Source organism: Paraburkholderia sp. SOS3, from assembly GCF_001922345.1.
GTDB lineage: Bacteria > Pseudomonadota > Gammaproteobacteria > Burkholderiales > Burkholderiaceae > Paraburkholderia.
Map to the genome: position 1 here is coordinate 37,059 of NZ_CP018812.1, position 18,973 is coordinate 56,031.

Here is an 18,973-nt window from a genome sequence, read left to right on the forward strand (position 1 = left end):
ACTCTCCGGTTTCTGATCCACGAGTTAGACGTCGCCGCGGCGTGCGCCGCGGATGAACCTCAATGCGCCTCTTCCCAGTTCGCGCCCGCGCCGACTTCCGCGACAAGCGGCACCTTCAGCGATGCAACGCCGCACATCAGCTCGGGCAGCCGCTCGCGAACCTGGGACAGCTCTTCATCGGGTACTTCGAGTATCAGTTCGTCGTGCACCTGCATGATCATGCGCGTGCCGATGCGCGATTCGTCGAGCCACTTCTGCACGGCGATCATCGACAGCTTGATCAGATCGGCCGCGGTGCCCTGCATCGGCGCGTTGATCGCCGCGCGTTCGGCGGCCTGCCGGCGCGGCCCGTTGCCGCCGTTGATCTCGGGCAGCCACAGACGGCGCCCGAACACCGTCTCCACATAGCCCTTCGCCTTCGCGCTCGCGCGCGTATCGTCCATATAGCGTGCGACGCCGGGATAGCGCGCGAAATAGCGGTCGATATAAAGCTTCGCCGCATCGCGCGTGATGCCGAGGTTCGATGCGAGCCCGAACGAGCTCATGCCGTAGATCAAGCCGAAGTTGATCACCTTCGCGATGCGACGTTGATCGGAGCTCACTTCGATTGGCGTGACGCCGAACACTTCGGACGCAGTGGCGCGGTGGATGTCCTCGCCTTGTGCGAACGAGCTCAGCAACGACTCGTCGCCCGAAATGTGCGCCATGATGCGCAGTTCGATCTGCGAGTAGTCGGCCGACACGAGCTTGTGGCCCGGCGGCGCGATAAACGCCTCGCGGATGCGCCGGCCTTCGCCGCTGCGCACCGGAATGTTCTGCAGGTTCGGATCGTTCGATGCAAGCCGGCCCGTTACCGCAACCGCCTGTGCGTAATTCGTATGCACGCGGCCGGTGCGCGCGTTGACCATGCGCGGCAGCTTATCCGTGTAGGTCGACTTCAGCTTCGACAGGCCGCGATGCTCGAGCAGCAGCTTCGGCAGCGGGTAATCTTCGGCGAGCTTTTGCAGCACTTCTTCATCGGTGGACGGCGCACCGCTCGGCGTCTTCTTGATCACCGGCAGTTGCAGCTTCTCGAAGAAGATCTGTCCGATCTGCTTCGGCGAGCCCATATTGAATTCGCCTTCGGCGAGCACGTACGCTTCCTTTTCGAGCTCGATGAGGCGCAGCGCAATCTCGTTGCTTTGCTGCTGCAGCTTCTGCGCGTCGATCAGCACACCGTTGCGCTCCATCTTGCGCAGCACGCGCGCAGTCGGCAATTCGATGCTGGCGTAAACGAAATCGAGCCCGGCTTCGGCCTTCACCTGCGGATAGAGCGTTTGATGCAGCTGCAAGGTGATATCGGCATCTTCGGCTGCATAGGCGGCGGCCTGTTCGAGCGCGACTTCGTCGAAACCGATCTGCTGCGCGCCCTTGCCCGCGACGTCCTCGTACTTGATCGTCTTCAGGCCCAGATGACGCAGCGCGAGACTGTCCATATCGTGCGAACGGTGCGATTCGAGCACGTACGACTGCAACAGCGTGTCGTGTTCGATGCCCTCCATCGCGATGCCGTAGTTCGCCAACACCTGCTCATCGTATTTCAGATGCTGGCCGACCTTTTTCCGATCGGCGCTTTCGAGCCACGGCTTGAGCTTCGCGAGCACCTCGTCGCGCGGCAGTTGCACCGGCGCATCGGGGCCGCGATGCGCGACCGGAATATATGCCGCATGCCCCGGCTCGACCGATACCGACAAGCCGACGAGTTCGGCGACCATCGGATCGAGCGACGTCGTTTCGGTATCGAACGCGGTTATTTCCGCGGCGTCGATCTTCGCGAGCCACTCGTCGAATTTTTCCCACGTCTGCACCGTCTCGTAGTGTCGCACGCCATCGATGACCGGCGCGGGCGTCTCGCCTGCGCCCGGCCCTTCGACCGCTTCCGCCGCTTCGACTTCGCGCAGCCAGGTCTTGAAGCCATGCCGCGTGAAAACATCGCGCAGTTCGTCGCGCGCTTCCTCGCGCGAAGCAAGCGACGCTTCGATCGAATCGATATGCTGGCTCAGATCGCATGCTGTATCGACGGTCACGAGCTTCTTCGCCATCGGCAGGAAATCGAGCGCACGGCGCAGATTGTCTCCTACCGCACCTTTGATCTCGGCCGCATGTGCGACGATGCCATCAAGCGTTTCGAATTGCGTGAGCCATTTGACGGCCGTCTTCGGGCCGCACTTCTCGACGCCGGGCACGTTGTCGACGGTATCGCCGATCAACGACAGATAATCGACGATCCGCTCGGGCGGCACGCCAAACCTGGCGAGCACGCCTTCACGATCGAGCGTCTCGTTCGTCATCGTATTGATGAGGGTGACATGGTCAGTCACGAGCTGCGCGAGATCTTTGTCGCCGGTGGAAACGACCACCTTCATGCCGTGCTTCTCGGCCTGTTTCGCAAGCGTGCCGATCACGTCGTCGGCCTCGACGCCGTCGATCATCAGAAGCGGCCAGCCGAGCGCGCGCACCGCCACATGAATCGGCTCGATCTGCCGGCTCAGGTCGTCCGGCATCGGCGGGCGGTTGGCCTTGTACTGCGGGTACCAGTCGTCGCGGAAGGTCTTGCCCTTCGCGTCGAACACGCACGCGCTATACTCTGCCGTGACTTCCTTGCGCATGCGGCGCAGCATATTGATGATGCCGTACAGCGCGCCCGTCGGTGCACCATCGGGGCCGCGCAAATCAGGCATCGCATGATAGGCCCGGTACAGATAACTCGAACCGTCGACCAATAGCAGGGTCTTACCTTCCAGTGCTGTTCCCGGTCCATGCTTTGCATCGGCTGCCGGTTTGGCTTGCAGGTCGGTGTTGAGCCCAGCTTCCAGATCTCGTTCTTCAGGCATTATGACTAAGAGAAAAGTAATTCCGAGTCTGCGTTCACTCGCAGATCAAGAGCGCGCAACGGCCAAGAAGGCGCGCGCATCGTGGCAGATGTTCACGATTATGGCAGAGTTTATCGAGGCGACCGAGTACCTGTCGGAGATCCGGCCGGCGGTCAGTATCTACGGTTCGGCGCGCCTGAAACCGAACTCGCCTTACTACAAACTCGCCACGCAAATAGCACGCAAACTGTCCGATGCGGGCTTCGCGGTCATCTCCGGCGGCGGCCCCGGCATCATGGAAGCGGCGAATAAAGGTGCGCATGCGGGCAAGGCGCCGTCGGTCGGCCTCAACATCGAATTGCCGCACGAGCAGTCGGGCAACCAGTGGCAGGATATTTCGCTGCGCTTCAGGCATTTCTTCACGCGCAAGGTGACGTTCGTGAAGAACTCCGACGCGGTGATCGTCATGCCGGGCGGCTTCGGCACGCTCGACGAACTGGCCGAAGTACTCACGCTCATTCAGACGAAGAAGTCGCGTCACGTGCCGATCATTCTGGTCGGCGCCGAGTTCTGGAAGGGTCTGCTCGGCTGGTTCCAGGAAGCCCTCGTGCCGATGGGCCTCATCAATCCCGAAGACATGAACCTCATGCAGGTGATCGACGACCCGGACCAGGTGCTCGAAGCCGTGCTGTCGTTCTATGAGGAACGCGAAGAGGCCGAGGTGCATCCGACCAAGTCGGACGAAGACCGGATGTTCTACCTGTAACGCTGCAACGCTTTATCGCGAATGGCGGTGCGCTCGCTAGCGCGCATCCGTCTGTTTCGACTGCGCTTCGAGCCAGCGGCAGAACTGCGTAACGAGCGGCGCATCGGCCACTTCGCGCCGCGCCACCCACCAATAGCCGCGCAACGCGATGCGCGGCCCTTCCAGCGGCATCACGAGACGCCCCGACGCGAGTTCGTCGTCGATGATCGGCAGCGGCCCTAGCGCAACGCCGAGGCCGTCGACGGCCGCCTGCAGTGCCAGATAGAAGTGGTCGAACGATTGCTTCTTGCGGCACTTCGATTTCACGCCCGCGGTAGCGAGCCACTGGCGCCATGCGTCGGGACGCGTATCGGAATGCAGCAGCACGTGACGCGAAAGATCGTCGGCCGCGTTGATCGGCGAGCGCTTCAACAGCGCGGGACTGCAGACCGGCGCTTCGCTTTCGTCGAGGAAATGGCCGCTCACGCAGTTCGGCCAATGCGCGGGACCGCGCCGCACTGCGATGTCGAAGCCGTCGATCGACTCGACCGGCGCATTCGATGTCGCAAGACGCAGTTCCACGTTCGGCGCGATGCGCTGAAACTGGCTCAGACGCGGCAGCAGCCATTTCATCGCGAAGGTCGGCAACGCGTTGACGCGTAGCACGTGCACGACGCCGGTATCGCGCAACTGTTCAGTGGCGGATGCGAGGTTGTCGAACGCGGTCTGCACCTGCGCAAGATAACGGCGGCCGCCGTCGGTAAGCCGCACGCGCTTGCCGATGCGGTCGAACACCTGCACGCCGACCCATGCTTCGAGCGCGGCGACCTGGCGGCTGATTGCACCGTGCGTCACATGGAGTTCGTCCGCGGCGGCGCTGAAACTTTCGCGGCGCGCCGCGGCTTCGAACGCGCGCAGCGCGGGAAACGGGGGTAGCTTGCGCGTCATGCCCACGATTATGCTTGTGAGTTCAAGTCACAAGCAAGCGCCCAAAAAATCGTTTTGTATTGCTCGCGAACAGCGCTACCCTCCGTAGCCTGTACCAAGGGGCGATTTCAATGAATCAACACTCCTCCTCTTCCGCGCAGGGGGCGTCGGGCGCGTCGGCTACCTCGGCCTCGAACACGCAAGCGTTGCCGGAAAGCGACGTCGCTCCGAATGCCGTCCCTACCGTCGGCGATCTGTTCAAAGGCTTCCTCGGCCTCGGGCTCACGTCGTTCGGCGGCGCGTTGCCGCTTGCGCGGCGCACCGTCGTCGAACGGCACCGCTGGCTGTCCGGCGCCGAGTTCACCGATCTGCTCGGGCTGTGCCAGTTTCTGCCGGGTGGCAACGTAATCAACCTGTCGGTTGCGATCGGCATGCGCTTTCACGGCTGGCGCGGCGCGCTCGCGGCACTGCTCGGTCTGATTGCCGGGCCATCGCTGGTGGTGATCGCACTCGGTGTGCTTTATGAACACACGCAAAACGATCCGCATGTTCAGCATCTGTTCGCCGGCCTTGCAGCGGCGGCGGCAGGCTTGCTGATTGCGATGGCGGCAAAGATTCTGATGCCGCTGCGGCGCAACCCGGTCGCGGCCGGCATCGCCGCGCTCGGCTTCGTGGCGATCGCGGTCATGCGCTTTCCGTTGCTGCCGACGATGCTCGTGCTCACGCCGCTCAGCATCGCGCTCGCCGCGCACGCGGCTGCGAAGTCCTCGAAGTCCTCGAGCGGAGCCGGACGATGATCGCCACGCTCGTCGCGCTCGCGCTGATCTTCAGCCAGCTATCGCTGCTCGCGTTCGGCGGCGGCAATACGATCCTGCCGGAGATGCAGCGGCAGGTGGTCGATGTCCATCACTGGATGCCGGCCAGCGAATTCAGCGCGCTGTTTGCACTCGCGCAGGCAGCGCCGGGACCGAACATGATGGTCGTCACGCTGGTCGGCTGGCACGTGGCCGGCTGGGCGGGCGTGCTCGTCACATCGATTGCGAAGTTCGGTCCGTCGTCGCTCGTCACCGCGCTCGCGTTGCACGCGTGGGAGCGCTTCAAAGACCGGCCGTGGCGCAGCATCGCGCAGAAGGGACTCGTGCCGGTCACCGCGGGGCTCGTTGCGGCAAGCGCCGTGCTGATTGCACGCGCGTCGGATTCGACGTGGCTTGCGTGGAACATCACGGGAGTTTGCGCGGCGCTTTCGTTCACGACGCGCATTCATCCGTTGTGGCTGCTGGCGGCGGGGAGCGTGATCGGGTTGGTTGGGTTGGGTTTTCTGTAGGCCTTTGCGTGTGGACGCGGTACAGTGCAAAGACTGGTCTCCGACAAAGCCACCAACGGAGTGATCAACGCCGGTGGCCGAGTTTTTCCTTCTTATGACGGCCGCGGAACAAAGTCCGTCAACGCCGGGCGCGTCGACACGCGAAACTCAAGCCCAGCGGTCAGCGTACCGACTGTCCTCGTGACAGACGCCAATGCGCCCACACTCACTGAAAGGCCACTTCCGCGAAACTCCTCAACTTCCGGCTATGCAACCGATGCAAGCCATCGGCCCGCAGCAACTCCATCGCGGCCACCCCGATCTGCAGATGCTGGTCCACCTGCGCACGATAAAACTGATCGGCCATGCCGGGCAACTTCAGCTCGCCGTGCAGCGGCTTGTCCGATACGCACAGCAACGTGCCGTACGGCACGCGGAAGCGAAATCCGTTCGCCGCAATCGTCGCGCTTTCCATATCGAGCGCAATCGCTCGGCTTTGCGATAGCCGCTGCACCGGCTCGCGATGGTCGCGCAATTCCCAGTTGCGGTTATCGACGCTCGCCACCGTCCCCGTGCGCATCACGCGCTTCAGTTCCACGCCGTCGAGCCGTGTGACCTGCGCAACCGCGCGCTCGAGCGCGACCTGCACCTCGGCGAGCGCCGGAATCGGCACCCACAGCGGCAAATCGTCATCGAGCACGTGATCTTCGCGCACGTAGCCGTGCGCCAGCACGTAGTCGCCGAGTCGCTGCGTATTGCGCAGCCCCGCACAATGGCCGAGCATGACCCACGCATGCGGACGCAGCACCGCGATATGGTCGGTGATCGTCTTTGCATTCGACGGCCCGACGCCGATATTGACCATCGTGATGCCGCCGCCGTCCGCGCGCTTCAGGTGATAGGCGGGCATCTGCGGCAGCCGCGGCGGCGACGTGCCTTCGCTCTCCTGCTCGCCGAGATTCGCGTTGTACGTGATCACGTCGCCGGGCTCGACAAACGACGTGTACTCGCCGCGATAGGCGCGCAATTCCGCATCGTCGGTATGCGCCATCATCGTACGGCCGAGCTTCACGAACTCGTCGATGTAGAACTGATAGTTCGTGTACAGCACATAGTTCTGGAAGTGCGTCGGCGACGTGGCCGTGTAATGCCTGAGCCGATGCAGCGAGAAATCGACGCGGGCCGCGGTGAACAGCGCGAGCGGATGCGGTTCGCCCGGCATCGGTTCGTACGTGCCATTGACGATCCGGTCGTCGAGCAGCGCGAGGTCCGGCGTATCGAACACGTCGCGCATCATGACGAGGCGGTCGCGGTCGAGATCGCCCTCGAGGTGGATGCCCTCCGCAAACGCAAAATGGATCGGAATGGCCTGGTCCGAGACACCCACTTCGATCGCCACATGATGGTTCTTCGCCAGCAGCCGCAATTGTTCGCGATAGTAATTACCGAACAGGTCGGGCCGTGTCACGGTAGTTTCGAATACGCCCGGGCCCGCGACGAAACCATATGAACGGCGCGAGTCGACGTGCGTGTTGACTTCGGTACGCACGCGCACGAACGGATAGCACGCGCGCACGCGGCGCTCGAATGCTTCGTTGCGCCGATAGCGCGCGAAAGCATCGCGCAAGAACGACGTGTTCGCTTCGTATATTGCGGAAAGACGCGTGACAGCCTCGGTGGGATCGTCGAACGCCTCCGTCGTATACGCGCTGGCCGGCGTCTGCACCAGGCGCTGATTGGTCTCGTAGTTCATTTCACGTGCCTCGGTTGATAGGCTCACATTACCACGGAACCCGCGCCGCCCGGCCGGCTGCCACGCCGCCAATGCGCTTGCGCCAACGCGCCGCGCACAATCGTCGAAAGCGGCGCAAAATAAGGCGAAGCCGGCCGTTGGCCGAACCGGATTTGCTAGAATCGCATCACCCTCTCGGAGAATCACCATGAAGCCCCTCCTTCCCGCTGCCGTCGCACTGGCTTTCGCCGTGTCAGGGGCCGCGCTCGCGCAGCCCGCCGCTGCCGACCAGGTGCCGCCTGCGCAGCAGCAGACCACCGCCCCGATGTCCGCGAACGAGCGGGCGGGTCTGCCGGATCTGGACGCGATCAACCGCCCCGCGGCGGAAGTCAGCTCCAAGGTGGATATCAACGTGCCGCGCACGCCGAGCTTCTACGAACGCAGCGGCAACGGCACCGAGATCACCGAGTACCGCGACCGCGGCAAGCCTGTCGAAATCGACGTGCGCTCGAACTTCGGCACGCGCTACCAGATGAGCGCGCCGATCGACACCTCGCCGCAAGTCCACGATAGCTCGCGCCCGACCACGCGCCTGCCGTCCTTCAACATCAAGTACTGAACGAACGTTGCCCGCGGTGCGCGCGAGGCTCACGGCCCGGAAACACCGGACCTGTCCATGCAAGCACCGCGCATGATTCGCGTCATCGCATAAACGCACGCTACAACCGGTTCATCACCCTCGACCACCCCACTGGCGGCCCAAGAACGCCAGCCCACCAACCCGACCGATGTTTTCCGCATGGCCGTCTTCACTGCTGTAACCGAAGCCCAACTCGCGCAATGGCTGCGCCACTATGACCTCGGCGACGTCGTCGAATTTCGCGGCATCACGCCCGGCATTGAAAACAGCAACTTCTTTCTGACGACTTCGCGCGGCGAATACGTCCTGACGATCTTCGAGAAGCTGACCGATCGCCAGTTGCCGTTCTATCTCGACCTGATGCGGCATCTCGCCGCGCATCGCGTGCCGGTGCCCGACCCGGTGCCGCGCGACGATGGCGCGCTGTTCGGCATGCTGCACGGCAAGCCTGCGGCCATCGTCACGAAGCTCGAAGGCGCGCCGGAACTGGCGCCCGGCGTCGAGCATTGCGTCGAAGTCGGACAGATGCTCGCGCGCATGCATCTCGCGGGTCGCGACTTCGCGCATCATCAACCGAACCTGCGCAGCCTCGCCTGGTGGGAAGACACGGTGCCTGCCCTGCTGCGCTTCGTCGACGGCGCTCAACGCGCGCTGCTGACCGACGAACTCGCGCATCAGCACGCGTTCTTTGCATCGGCCGGCTATGCGGCGATGCCCGGCGGCCCGTGCCACTGCGATCTGTTCCGCGACAACGCGCTATTCGCGCACGCGGCTCCCGGCACCGGGCACGAAGTGCGCCTCGGCGGCTTCTTCGATTTCTACTTCGCGGGCTGCGATAAATGGCTTTTCGACGTCGCGGTCACCGTCAACGACTGGTGCGTCGATCTGCCGACCGGGCGTCTCGACGACGCGCGTGTCGAAGCATTGCTGCGTGCGTATCAGACTGTCCGTCCGTTCACGCACGAGGAAAATCGCCACTGGGGCGATATGCTGCGTGCGGGCGCGTACCGTTTCTGGGTCTCGCGCCTGTATGATTTCCATATGCCGCGCGCGGCCGAACTGCTGAAACCGCATGACCCCGGTCATTTCGAGCGCATTCTTCGCGAACGTCTGCAAGGCGTCGCACTCCCAGGCATTCACACCTCATGCAACTGATCGAAGTCCCCGCGAAGACCGGCTATGTGTGGTTCCGGCAGGGCATATGGCTGTTCCGCAAGAACCCGCTCGCGTTCCTGACGCTATTCTTCGCGTACCTGCTCGCAATGACGCTGATTTCGCTGATTCCCGTGATCGGCGGCGTGTTGCCGCTCGCGTTGATCCCCGGCATCGCGGTCGGCTTCATGGCGGCATGCCGCGATACGATCGCCGGTAAGCCGGTGTTCCCGACCATCCTCGTCGATGGCTTCCGCTCATACGGCTCGACGGTCACCAAACGCCTGCTGCTGTTGGGATGCCTCTATATCGTCGCGATGGCGCTCGTGCTGGCGGGCTCCGCGCTTGCCGACGGCGGCGTGCTGCTGCGGCTCATGGTGACCGGCGAGGCGATGCAGCAGGAGGCGCTAGCGACCAGCAACCTGCCGCTCGCGGTCCTCACCGCGCTCGCTTTCTACGTGCCCGTCGCGATGCTGTTCTGGTTCTCGCCGATACTCGCAGCGTGGCACGACGTGCCACCGGTGAAGGCAATGTTCTTCAGCATCGTCAGTTGCTGGCGCAACCGCGGGGCATTCGTCGTGTACGGCGTGCTGTGGCTCGCGGTGGCGATCACCGTATCGCTCGGGCTATCCACGCTGCTGCAGGCGCTCGGCGCCAGCGACCACGCGCTGATCGTGCTGATGCCCGCATCGATCATCGTCACGACCATGCTCTATTGCTCGTTCTATGCAACGTATCGCGGCTGTTTCGGCGTCCAGGGACCCGAACAGCCGGCGCCGCCGGTCGTCTGATTTCGCGGCGGCTCGGCTCGTGCTCGCCAGCGTCACCCGATTGCGGCACAATGCTTAGCACGCGATCAATTCGCGCGCTCTCGCCGCTCTCCTGCCGCTCTCTTGCATTCCTTCGCCGAGATGCATCATGACCCAGCGCCCGCTTTTGCCGCTTACGCTCGACACCCAGCTCTGCTTCGCACTGTATTCGGCGTCGCTTGCGATGACGAAAGCCTACAAGCCGCTGCTCGACAGGCTCGGTCTGACCTACCCGCAATATCTCGCGATGCTCGTCCTGTGGGAAGGCGACGACGTGACGGTCAAGGATATCGCTGCGCGGCTCAATCTCGATTCCGCGACGATCACACCGCTGCTCAAGCGCCTCGAGGCGCAAGGTTACGTCGAGCGCACGCGCGGCACCGACGACGAGCGGCTCGTCTTTATCCGCCTGACAAAAGCCGGTACGTCGCTCAAGCGCGCTGCGCGTGAGGTGCCTACCGAAATTCTCGGTGCCACGGGTCAGGCACTGGAATTCGTCGTGCGCTTGCGCGACGACCTCGCGCAGTTGCGCGGGACGCTCAGTGAACATCTCGAACGCGGGTAGTCCTTTCGTGGCGGCGCACGATTAAACGCCGCAGCCGATGCGCAGTTCGAGCAGGCGCTTTTCTTGCACCGGCTCCAACCGGGACAGCCCGGCATTTGCTGTCTCGCCGGCCCACCATTTCTATCGCCCGATCCCATCACGATGACCGAACCGCGGCAACTCGACGCTTCCTTCGACCACGGCCTTGTCTGGTTTCGCCGCGATTTACGCACCGGCGACAACGCTGCGCTTTACTACGCGCTCAAGCATTGCCGGCACGTCTGGTGCGTCTTCGTTTTCGATTCGACGATCCTGCAACCACTGATCGATCGCGCGCGGGAACGTGATCCGAAGCAGATGCCGCGGGACCGGCGCGTCGATTTCATCGTTGCAAGCGTCGCAGAACTGGACCGGTCGCTGCGCGACGGACATGGCGGGCTGATGGTTTCGCATGGCGATCCGCGCGACGTGATCCCCAAGCTCGCGGAACGCTTGAAGATCGACGCCGTATTCGCGAATCACGACTACGAACCGTCGGCGATCGAGCGCGATGAAACCGTCGCGGACCGACTGCGCGACGCGCAGCGCGAACTGATCACGTTCAAGGATCAGGCGATTTTCGAGCGAGACGAGGTGCTGAACGGCCAGAACAAGCCGTTTTCGGTTTTCACGCCGTATCGCAATGCGTGGCTCAGGAAGCTGACGCCGTTCGACCTCAAGCCTTACCCGGTCGAACGTTACGCGAAGAGCCTCGCGAAGCCGCCGGCGGAATTCGACCACGGCATACCGTCGCTCAGCCAGTTGGGTTTCGAACGCAGCAATCTCGCCGACCTGAAGTTGCCGCCGGGCATGAGCGGCGCACAACAGCTACTGGAAGACTTTCTGACGCGTATCGACAGCTACGCAGACCGCCGCAACTTCCCGGCCGCCGCGGGCCCTAGCTATCTGTCCGTGCATCAGCGCTTCGGCACCGTGTCGATTCGCACGCTCGCGCGGCTCGCCAACGATCTGTCGCTGCAGCCCGACGGTGGCGGCGCCTCCGCGTGGCTAACCGAGCTGATCTGGCGTGACTTCTATTTCATGATTCTTACGCACCACCCGCAGGTTGCAGACGGTGCGCCGTTCAAGCCCGAGTTCGACAGCGTGCGCTGGGAGCGCGGCCATGAAGCCGACGCCGCGTTCGCGGCCTGGCGCGAAGCGCGCACCGGCTATCCGCTCGTCGACGCCGCCATGCTACAGATCAATACGACCGGCTATATGCATAACCGTCTGCGCATGGTGACCGCGAGCTTTCTCGTGAAGGATCTGGGTCTCGACTGGCATCTCGGCGAACAGTACTTCGCCGAGATGCTGAACGACTTCGACCTGTCGGCGAACAACGGCAACTGGCAATGGGCGGCGTCGACGGGATGCGACGCGCAACCGTGGTTTCGCATCTTCAATCCCGTCACGCAGTCGGAGCGGTTCGATCCGCAGGGGCGCTTTATCAAGCGCTATTTGCCGCAACTCGAAAAAGTGCCGCCGAAATGGATACACGCGCCATGGCTGGCGAGCGCGGAACAGTTGGCGGAATGGGGCGTGGTGCTCGGGGAGAATTACCCGCCGCCGATGGTCGACCATGCGCAAGCGCGGCAGTTGACGCTCGAGCGCTTTGGGCGAGTGCGGCCTCGAAAGGGTTGAGGTCGCGCCGAAACCGGCCAGCCTTTCGGCCGACCGACGCACGCCCACGGTCAACCAATGCTTAGTGCTGGCTCATCCACGCCGGTTGACGGCGTTGCGCTTCGCGATCGAGCTTGCGCATACGGAATTCGAGGTCGTACAGATCGGTTGCTTCCGACAGGTACGCATCCTGGCGTTCTTTCGCGACTTCGTCAGCGGATTTCGTCAGGAACAGGAAAAGGCGGCTCAGCAGGTACATGGTTCAACCCCTTGGAAGAGTAAAGCTAAGGGATAACCCTTAGTTGTTGCTCCGCATTATAGGGAAAACCCGAACCCAACACCAGCTTTTCTTTAAGGAGAGGTGTAAAAGTCGCCACTGTCGGCGCGCTGTTGCTTACCGGCGCCTTCCGGCGCCACGCTGCGACGCTGATATCTGAAGAATTCCCATATCAAGCTGCTTGCATCGGGCCCCTTCGACGAATGGAACGGCACGGCGTCGTCGCCACCGCTCCATGCGTGACCGAGACCCTGAACGCGGCACAGGCGCACGACGCGCCGCCCGCCGCGAACGTAGTCTCGCGTCACGACGGTCGCTTTGCGATCCTCTTTTGTGTCGCCTGCCTTGCGGACACCGCTCGCGTCGATGAGGCCGTTGAGCCGCAGAAACTGCGTGGCCAGCTGATCGGCATTGACCGGCGCGACCACGGGGTCGCCTTCGCCTTGCATGATGATCGCGGGCATGCCCGGATACGCATCGACGTCGGCGGCACGATCGACGAGCCCGACCGGATCCTGGCGCGCGCCCCGGCGCATCACGTCCATCGCCGTGATACCCGAATGTGCTTCGCCGAATGCCGGGCCCGAATGCAGCGCGACGGCCGCGAACCGCTCGGGATAGCGCATCGCGAGCAGCGACGCTAGGCCGGCGCCGGCCGACAGGCCCGCGACATACACGCGTTCCGGGTCGAGGCCATGTTCGGCCACCAGCGCATCGACGAGCGACACGACGGCTAGCGCCTCCGCGCCGCCGGCGTTGTCCGAATCGTCATACCAATGCCAGCAGCGATGCGCGTGGGCATGCTTCGATTGTTCCGGATAGACGACCGCGAAGCCGAAGCGATCCGCGAGCAGGTTCATCCGCGTGCCTTCGGCGAATTCGTCGATGGTCTGCTTGCAGCCGTGCAGCATCACGACGAGCGGCGCGCCGTGGCGCGGTTTGCCGGCCGGCAGATAAAGGCCGTACTGCAGATGATTCACGAGCCGGCCAGGCGCTGCCGGCGCCGAGTGGAACGAGCGCGTCCATGTGCCGCTCGCCCACGCCGCAGCACGCGGCCGCACGCGCGATTCGCGCTTGCCCGCGTGCTGCGCGTCGCGCGCCGCCGTCTTGCGTACCTTGACCGGAGGGCGCGTCGTGGCGGGCCGCGCGGGTCGCTTGGACGTCCGCTTCAACGTCGCATGCGCATGCTCTTTCTGGATGGCGATCAACCGTTTGAGGCCGCCGAGCCATATTTTTGTCAGACTTTTTGCCATGCATACCTCGCAAAAAGGATCGGTGTCTGCCTGCAGATGAGGGCTCTTGTGCATTGCACAATAACATCAATCCCGCTGCGATGCTGTCGACGTGACAGGCGCCTGATTCGTTAACAGGCGTGAATGCAGTCGAGCAATCCGCAGGCACGCGCGCGACGGATTCCGTCAGCGGCCTCGCGCCGACATAACGTGGAATTCGGCGTTTTTTTACTTATAGAATACGCGCGCGGTACTGCGGCGCTACCGGAGCACTTCCCTGATCGGCCGCAGCGGCCGCCGGGGCCGCTGCGCGGCTCAAGCCTGTTCATTCGATGCCTGTTGCTTTTTACCATGCCCGACCTGCCACTCCATTTCTGGTATGTGACGAGTAGCTGCGGCGGCGCCAGCGTGACGCTGCCGCTGACCGTCGCGATCGCGCTCTGGCTCGCGGTCGGCTATTCGTCGCGGCTCGCGCTCGGCTGGCTCGCGCTGATCGCCGGCGCCGCATCGATCGTGCTCGTGACGAAGCTCGCGTTCCTCGGCTGGGGCATCGGCGTGCGCGACTGGGATTTCACGGGCGTGAGCGGCCACGCGATGATGTCGACCGCGATTTATCCGGTCGCGTTTTTCCTGATCCTATTGCCGACGCGACCGTCCATCCGCGTGGCCGGCATCATCGCAGGGTTCTGCGTAGGCATTGTGATCAGCTTCTCGCGCATCGTTGTCGAAGCGCATTCGCCGTCGGAAGCGGTCGTAGGCTGCGTGATGGGCGCGGTAATCGCGCTGCTCTTTTTACGCCTCGCGCGGCACACGACGCAAAGCCACAACCCGCTGTCGATATTGCCGGTGATGATGAGCCTCGTCGTGCTCGTCGCCGCGTTCCACCATATCCATATCCCGACACATCGCTGGGTCGAGCATGTCGCGATGAAGATGTCGGGTCATACGCGGCCGTTCGTCCGCGCGCGCTGGAAGGCCACGCGCGGCCGCAGTCATATGCTCGGCGCGCCGCTGTCGCGCGCGCACGATTCATTGGCTGCACCGCAGGCGCAGTCGGCCTGAGCCGTCTGATCGATATCGTGGTTGCGCGGGTCTATTCCGTCACCCCAAGAATCACACTGGAAGCTTTGAACGCCGCCACCACGGGCTGCCCTTCAGCGAGCGCAAGCCTGTCGACGCTTTCATTCGTGATGATCGCGGTCACCACCGTCGTCGCGTCGAGGGCCACAGAGACCTCCGCATTGACCGCGCCGCGCGTCACCGCAGCCACGGTGCCACGCAACTGATTGCGCGCGGACAGCCGCACGGGCGTCGCGCCGTCATCGGCCAGCAGGAGCACCCACGACGCCTTGACGAGCGCAAACGCGGCAACACCTTCCTCGAGCCCGAGCGTTTCGGTGCTTTCGTGCGTCAACACGGAAACGACGATCTGCCCGCCCGGCAGCGCAAGCGACACCTCGTCGTTGACCGTGCCTCGATGGATCGACGCGATCTTGCCGAACAGCTGATTGCGCGCGCTCGTCTTGATGCCGATACGGCCGATCAGCGCCCAGTTGCCGGCGAAGCCTTCGATCGCCGCGCCCGCGCGTTCGAGAAACTTGCGATGCTCGCTCTCGACCGCGCGAAACGTATCGATCAGACCCGATGCGCGCGGCGTCAGCGTCGTGCCGCCGCCGCCCTTGCCGCCCGTCGACCGTATCACGAGCGGTTCGCCCGCGAGGTTGTTCATCGTGTCGATCGCATCCCATGCGGCCTTGTAACTCATGCCGACTGCCTTCGCCGCACCGGTGATCGAACCGGTTTCGCGAATCGCGGCGAGCAGCGCGATGCGTGACGCGCCGCCGAGCGTCTGTTCGCCCGCTTTGAACCACACTGAACCGGCAAGCTCGAGCGGCCCGCGCCGCTCCGGTTCGTCTTCGTCTACGCGATCTGTCATGGTTGTATGTGCAACGAATTGTATTGTGCGAGTGCCGGCGCATTATAGCGGCGGCACCTGAAATTCAGCCTCCCGCGCCGCCGCTTGCGACCTTCGGCTTGCCCAGGTCCGCGAGCAGGCGCTCGCCCTCCCTCGCCGTATGACGTTTGAGCGCTTCGCACCAGCCTCGCGCGAAACCGAGCTGATACGGCGGCACCTCGAGTTCCTCGAGAAAATGCAGCGCGACGACCGCGTCGTTGCCGTCGCCAAGCACGCTTTGCATGCGCGACAAGGTCTTCGCCGCGTCGCGGCGCGTCTTGTGCGAAACGATTGGCTCGAAGAACTCGAGCGTATAGCGCAGCCGTTTCGCCTGAATGCGCACCTTGTGCCGCGTCGCCGCGTCGAGCGCGGTCAGCTTCGTTTCGCGCGTTACGTGCTTGTAGTGTCTCGCGATGCGCTTTTGCACGTAGCCGCGCAACGAGCGGCCACGCTGCTTGGCGGGCGTGCCGCGCAGCGACAGATCGCTGATCCATTCGAGCCATGCAAGCGTGAGTTCCGCATAAGCGGGAGAGCGCATCGCCTCCTGAACGCGCGCACGCGCGTCCATGCGCCACCGCTCGGCTGCTTCGCGCGTGGCATGCCAGGCGGCCGCATCGACATCGGCCTTCGCGAGCTCGGGCAGCGTCGAATCGGTAAAGACATCCCAGTCGCGCGCCTCGCCGAGCAGGTCGCTCAGCCATTTGAAGCGCGGCTCGACGCGCATAGTCCACATGTCGTCGATCCACGCGGGAAATATCTTCGTTGCGGTTTTGAGCCTGCGCTGGGCGACGCGCATCTGGTGAATGAACTCGACGTCCGGTGCATCGCGCACGGCCGCTTCATTGCCGAACCATTGGTCTGCGATATTGCGTTCGATCGCCAGCAACGCCCGATGCGGTGTACGCGCGCCAGCGAGATCGATCGCCTTGGCCCGCGCCGGCGCTTCGTCGCGCGATACGTCGACGCGGCAGACGCGGTCGAATGCGTCGGCGAGCACCGGAAATGCCGGCAACCGGGCAGCAAGTTCGTTCGCGACCGAGAAGAGCGCGGCCAACGCGGCTTCGGGCGTTCGCGCAGTGTGCACGGCGCGAGAAGCCGCTGCCGGTGCCGCCGCGAATGTCGCGGCACCCGCAGCATCGGCCGGGTCGACGGAAGATGAGGCTTGAGTGGCAGCTTCGGCGTCATGCGATGCATCGGCATCGGCCGCTTTTGCCTCTCGTGCCTCTTGTGCCGCTTCGTCGTTTTCGTCGTCCTCGTCGCCGGGCCAGCGTGTCGCAACGCGCAGTTCGCGCAACGCGAGCGCGGGATCGAGCTGAGCGCGAATACAGTGCACGACGTCGAACGCGACGTCGACGGTGACGCCCTGCGCCGTCTCGCGGCGCCATTCGACACGCCGTTCGCACGCGAGCGTCGCGACGCTCGCCAGCTCGCCCGCACGGCCAAGCGCACGCGCGAGTTCGTGAGGCGCATCGTTGAATGCATCGTCGAGCGAAGCATCGTGTTCGAGCGCGATATCGCAGACAACCTCGCAAATCGCGACGCCCGGCGCATGCCATTCCCGATGCGTGGCAACGGCGCGCCTGCCGTCTGTCGTCGCTTCGGTCACGAGGCGCCAGCCGGCGCCGGCCAGGGCGCCGTCGTTGTCGAAGCCATACAACGTGCGCGGCGCCACGTTATCGGCGGGCGTGTTATCGGCCGCATCGGCATCGGCATCGGCATCGGCATCGGCATCGGCATCGGCATCGGCATCAACGGAAACACGCTCGAAACCGGGCAATGCATCGACCGCTTCGGTCAGCGCGGCATCGATTCGCCCGTGCGATTTCCCGTGCTGTTCGAGCCACGCGATGACAGTAGGCTCCGGCAGATCCAGCACAATTTCCAGCACGCGAACCATGAACACCTCAAACGTGGCGAATGGTGAAGGCGCCTGCAATAACGCGAAAGGCTACGCGAGAAACGGCGCGGAACGACGATGCAAAAGACGCGCAGGGATACTTCGCACAGTCACCCTCAGTGCATGAACGATGGTACACGCGCGGCAGCGCGACCGTCACGCCGCGCTGCACGCTTGCGCTCTGACAAACAGCTTGACGTGGCCATAGAATGAATCCGGCCTCGCGCGCGCGCATTTGACCTGGGTCAAATGGACCGCGCAGGTCCTATCCCATTCCAGAGGAGTCGACATGCATATCGATCTTTCCGGCAAGACCGCGGCAATCAGCGGGTCGACCGCGGGCATCGGCCTCGCGATCGCAACCGGCATTGCAGCGTCCGGCGCCGACACTGTCATCAACGGTCGCAATCAGCGTGCCGTGGATGAAGCCGTCGCAACGATCCGTGCTCGCGCGCCCGGCGCAAAAGTGCGCGGCATTGCCGCGGATCTCGGCACGCGCGCGGGCTGCGATGCATTCCTGAAGGACGTCCCAACCGCGGACATCGTGATCAACAATCTCGGCATGTATGGCCCGAGCGATATCTTCGCGACGAGCGACGACGAGTGGGAGCGCTACTTCCAGATCAACGTGATGTCCGGCGTACGGCTCACGCGCGCATACCTGAAGGGCATGATGGAGCGGCACTGGGGACGCGTCGTATTCGTTTCTTCCGAGTCGGGATTGAACATTCCTTCCGACATGCTCGCGTACGGCTTCACCAAGACAGCGCAACTGTCGATCGCGCGCGGCATCGCGAAGTTCGCCGCGGGCAGCGGCGTGACCGTCAACTCGGTGCTACCCGGTCCGACGATGACCGACGGCGTGCGCGACATGCTTAAAGACACAGCGCAGAAAGAGCACAAGTCGATCGAACAGGCAGCGGACGAGTTCGTCGTTTCGAGCCGCGGCACGTCGATCATTCGCCGCATCACGATGCCCGAGGAAGTAGCGAACATGGTCGTGTACATCTGTTCGCCGCAGGCATCCGCGACGACCGGCGCGGCATTGCGCGTCGATGGCGGCATCGTCGACACGATTGCCTGACGCGCTCGGCCGCACACGAACCGGACGCGGCGCGAAGCCCGCATGGGGTCGCGCGACGCAGGCTGCCGCTGAACCGTCTCACTGTGCGAGCGCTCTGCCGAACGCTGCCCTCCGACTGCACTTCGACGAAATTGACGAGCACGCCCGCGGGCCTCACTCGAAGGCC

The 18,973-nt window shown here is 63.8% G+C and carries 17 protein-coding genes; 10 read left to right on the forward strand and 7 right to left on the reverse strand.

Features of this window, described 5'->3' with window-relative positions:
• Nucleotides 1-59 precede the first annotated feature (59 nt).
• Complete coding sequence (polA, locus tag BTO02_RS20260) at nucleotides 60-2,720, reverse strand: DNA polymerase I (RefSeq protein ID WP_332262281.1); 2,661 nt, start codon at nucleotides 2,718-2,720, stop codon at nucleotides 60-62.
• Nucleotides 2,721-2,874: 154 nt separating this feature from the next.
• On the opposite strand from polA, the gene BTO02_RS20265 reads away from it, so the two are divergent.
• The gene (locus BTO02_RS20265) at nucleotides 2,875-3,618 is read left to right on the forward strand and encodes a TIGR00730 family Rossman fold protein (RefSeq protein ID WP_075159070.1); all 744 of its coding nucleotides are present in this window, start codon (nucleotides 2,875-2,877) and stop codon (nucleotides 3,616-3,618) included.
• A gap of 36 nt (nucleotides 3,619-3,654) precedes the next feature.
• On the opposite strand, the gene BTO02_RS20270 is transcribed toward BTO02_RS20265, so the two are convergent.
• Nucleotides 3,655-4,545: a transcriptional regulator GcvA gene (locus BTO02_RS20270; protein WP_075159071.1), complete on the reverse strand. Its 891-nt coding sequence runs from the start codon at nucleotides 4,543-4,545 to the stop codon at nucleotides 3,655-3,657.
• Between the two features lie 110 nt (nucleotides 4,546-4,655).
• Between BTO02_RS20270 and BTO02_RS20275 the strand changes: the two genes are divergently transcribed.
• Complete coding sequence (locus BTO02_RS20275) at nucleotides 4,656-5,321, forward strand: chromate transporter (protein ID WP_083615281.1); 666 nt, start codon at nucleotides 4,656-4,658, stop codon at nucleotides 5,319-5,321.
• Nucleotides 5,318-5,848, forward strand: coding sequence for a chromate transporter (locus BTO02_RS20280; protein ID WP_075159072.1), 531 nt, complete (start codon nucleotides 5,318-5,320; stop codon nucleotides 5,846-5,848). Before BTO02_RS20275 ends, BTO02_RS20280 begins: the two co-directional genes overlap by 4 nt.
• A gap of 205 nt (nucleotides 5,849-6,053) precedes the next feature.
• Here BTO02_RS20280 and BTO02_RS20285 read toward each other — a convergent pair whose 3' ends face one another.
• On the reverse strand, nucleotides 6,054-7,580 hold the full coding sequence (locus tag BTO02_RS20285; protein WP_075159073.1) for an AMP nucleosidase: 1,527 nt from the start codon (nucleotides 7,578-7,580) through the stop codon (nucleotides 6,054-6,056).
• Between the two features lie 187 nt (nucleotides 7,581-7,767).
• Between BTO02_RS20285 and BTO02_RS20290 the strand changes: the two genes are divergently transcribed.
• The 5 genes from BTO02_RS20290 to BTO02_RS20310 all read left to right on the forward strand — a co-directional run bounded on the left by BTO02_RS20290 (nucleotide 7,768) and on the right by BTO02_RS20310 (nucleotide 12,384).
• Nucleotides 7,768-8,178, forward strand: coding sequence for a hypothetical protein (locus BTO02_RS20290; RefSeq protein ID WP_075159074.1), 411 nt, complete (start codon nucleotides 7,768-7,770; stop codon nucleotides 8,176-8,178).
• 180 nt (nucleotides 8,179-8,358) lie between these two features.
• Nucleotides 8,359-9,354, forward strand: coding sequence for a homoserine kinase (locus BTO02_RS20295; RefSeq protein ID WP_075159075.1), 996 nt, complete (start codon nucleotides 8,359-8,361; stop codon nucleotides 9,352-9,354).
• On the forward strand, nucleotides 9,345-10,142 hold the full coding sequence (locus BTO02_RS20300) for a BPSS1780 family membrane protein (RefSeq protein WP_075159076.1): 798 nt from the start codon (nucleotides 9,345-9,347) through the stop codon (nucleotides 10,140-10,142). The genes BTO02_RS20295 and BTO02_RS20300 overlap by 10 nt, the downstream gene beginning before the upstream one ends.
• Before the next feature lie 127 nt (nucleotides 10,143-10,269).
• On the forward strand, nucleotides 10,270-10,725 hold the full coding sequence (locus BTO02_RS20305; protein WP_075159077.1) for a MarR family winged helix-turn-helix transcriptional regulator: 456 nt from the start codon (nucleotides 10,270-10,272) through the stop codon (nucleotides 10,723-10,725).
• A 141-nt stretch (nucleotides 10,726-10,866) separates the two neighbouring features.
• A complete protein-coding gene (locus BTO02_RS20310) occupies nucleotides 10,867-12,384 on the forward strand; it encodes a cryptochrome/photolyase family protein (RefSeq protein ID WP_075159078.1) in 1,518 nt (505 codons plus the stop codon).
• A gap of 61 nt (nucleotides 12,385-12,445) precedes the next feature.
• Here the strand turns inward: BTO02_RS20310 and BTO02_RS20315 are convergent, their stop codons facing one another.
• Together BTO02_RS20315 and BTO02_RS20320 are read right to left on the reverse strand one after the other, a co-directional pair.
• A complete protein-coding gene (locus tag BTO02_RS20315; protein WP_075159079.1) occupies nucleotides 12,446-12,622 on the reverse strand; it encodes a DUF3563 family protein in 177 nt (58 codons plus the stop codon).
• 92 nt (nucleotides 12,623-12,714) lie between these two features.
• Nucleotides 12,715-13,893: an extracellular catalytic domain type 1 short-chain-length polyhydroxyalkanoate depolymerase gene (locus BTO02_RS20320; RefSeq protein WP_075159080.1), complete on the reverse strand. Its 1,179-nt coding sequence runs from the start codon at nucleotides 13,891-13,893 to the stop codon at nucleotides 12,715-12,717.
• Nucleotides 13,894-14,223: 330 nt separating this feature from the next.
• Between BTO02_RS20320 and BTO02_RS20325 the strand changes: the two genes are divergently transcribed.
• On the forward strand, nucleotides 14,224-14,934 hold the full coding sequence (locus tag BTO02_RS20325; protein ID WP_075159081.1) for a phosphatase PAP2 family protein: 711 nt from the start codon (nucleotides 14,224-14,226) through the stop codon (nucleotides 14,932-14,934).
• A 31-nt stretch (nucleotides 14,935-14,965) separates the two neighbouring features.
• Here BTO02_RS20325 and BTO02_RS20330 read toward each other — a convergent pair whose 3' ends face one another.
• Together BTO02_RS20330 and BTO02_RS20335 are read right to left on the reverse strand one after the other, a co-directional pair.
• Nucleotides 14,966-15,808 carry a TOBE domain-containing protein gene (locus BTO02_RS20330; RefSeq protein ID WP_075159082.1) on the reverse strand — a complete coding sequence of 281 codons (843 nt, stop codon included), beginning with the start codon at nucleotides 15,806-15,808 and terminating at the stop codon, nucleotides 14,966-14,968.
• 64 nt (nucleotides 15,809-15,872) lie between these two features.
• Nucleotides 15,873-17,723, reverse strand: a complete 1,851-nt coding sequence (locus BTO02_RS20335) for a CHAD domain-containing protein (RefSeq protein WP_075159083.1) — start codon at nucleotides 17,721-17,723, stop codon at nucleotides 15,873-15,875.
• Between the two features lie 289 nt (nucleotides 17,724-18,012).
• Here BTO02_RS20335 and BTO02_RS20340 point away from each other — a divergent pair, with 289 nt between their 5' ends.
• Nucleotides 18,013-18,807: an SDR family NAD(P)-dependent oxidoreductase gene (locus BTO02_RS20340; RefSeq protein WP_075159084.1), complete on the forward strand. Its 795-nt coding sequence runs from the start codon at nucleotides 18,013-18,015 to the stop codon at nucleotides 18,805-18,807.
• The last annotated feature ends 166 nt before the right edge of the window (nucleotides 18,808-18,973 follow it).

What these genes read in the sequence shown, in the direction of transcription:
- BTO02_RS20305 (WP_075159077.1), top strand. Translation starts at nt 10,270, where the DNA reads ATGACCCAGCGCCCGCTTTTGCCGCTTACGCTCGACACCCAGCTCTGC.
- BTO02_RS20340 (WP_075159084.1), top strand. Translation starts at nt 18,013, where the DNA reads ATGCATATCGATCTTTCCGGCAAGACCGCGGCAATCAGCGGGTCGACC.
- BTO02_RS20320 (WP_075159080.1), bottom strand. Translation starts at nt 13,893, where the DNA reads ATGGCAAAAAGTCTGACAAAAATATGGCTCGGCGGCCTCAAACGGTTG.
- BTO02_RS20295 (WP_075159075.1), top strand. Translation starts at nt 8,359, where the DNA reads ATGGCCGTCTTCACTGCTGTAACCGAAGCCCAACTCGCGCAATGGCTG.
- BTO02_RS20300 (WP_075159076.1), top strand. Translation starts at nt 9,345, where the DNA reads ATGCAACTGATCGAAGTCCCCGCGAAGACCGGCTATGTGTGGTTCCGG.
- polA (WP_332262281.1), bottom strand. Translation starts at nt 2,720, where the DNA reads ATGCCTGATTTGCGCGGCCCCGATGGTGCACCGACGGGCGCGCTGTAC.
- BTO02_RS20310 (WP_075159078.1), top strand. Translation starts at nt 10,867, where the DNA reads ATGACCGAACCGCGGCAACTCGACGCTTCCTTCGACCACGGCCTTGTC.
- BTO02_RS20315 (WP_075159079.1), bottom strand. Translation starts at nt 12,622, where the DNA reads ATGTACCTGCTGAGCCGCCTTTTCCTGTTCCTGACGAAATCCGCTGAC.
- BTO02_RS20330 (WP_075159082.1), bottom strand. Translation starts at nt 15,808, where the DNA reads ATGACAGATCGCGTAGACGAAGACGAACCGGAGCGGCGCGGGCCGCTC.
- BTO02_RS20285 (WP_075159073.1), bottom strand. Translation starts at nt 7,580, where the DNA reads ATGAACTACGAGACCAATCAGCGCCTGGTGCAGACGCCGGCCAGCGCG.
- BTO02_RS20275 (WP_083615281.1), top strand. Translation starts at nt 4,656, where the DNA reads ATGAATCAACACTCCTCCTCTTCCGCGCAGGGGGCGTCGGGCGCGTCG.
- BTO02_RS20290 (WP_075159074.1), top strand. Translation starts at nt 7,768, where the DNA reads ATGAAGCCCCTCCTTCCCGCTGCCGTCGCACTGGCTTTCGCCGTGTCA.
- BTO02_RS20335 (WP_075159083.1), bottom strand. Translation starts at nt 17,723, where the DNA reads ATGGTTCGCGTGCTGGAAATTGTGCTGGATCTGCCGGAGCCTACTGTC.
- BTO02_RS20270 (WP_075159071.1), bottom strand. Translation starts at nt 4,545, where the DNA reads ATGACGCGCAAGCTACCCCCGTTTCCCGCGCTGCGCGCGTTCGAAGCC.
- BTO02_RS20265 (WP_075159070.1), top strand. Translation starts at nt 2,875, where the DNA reads ATGACTAAGAGAAAAGTAATTCCGAGTCTGCGTTCACTCGCAGATCAA.
- BTO02_RS20325 (WP_075159081.1), top strand. Translation starts at nt 14,224, where the DNA reads ATGCCCGACCTGCCACTCCATTTCTGGTATGTGACGAGTAGCTGCGGC.
- BTO02_RS20280 (WP_075159072.1), top strand. Translation starts at nt 5,318, where the DNA reads ATGATCGCCACGCTCGTCGCGCTCGCGCTGATCTTCAGCCAGCTATCG.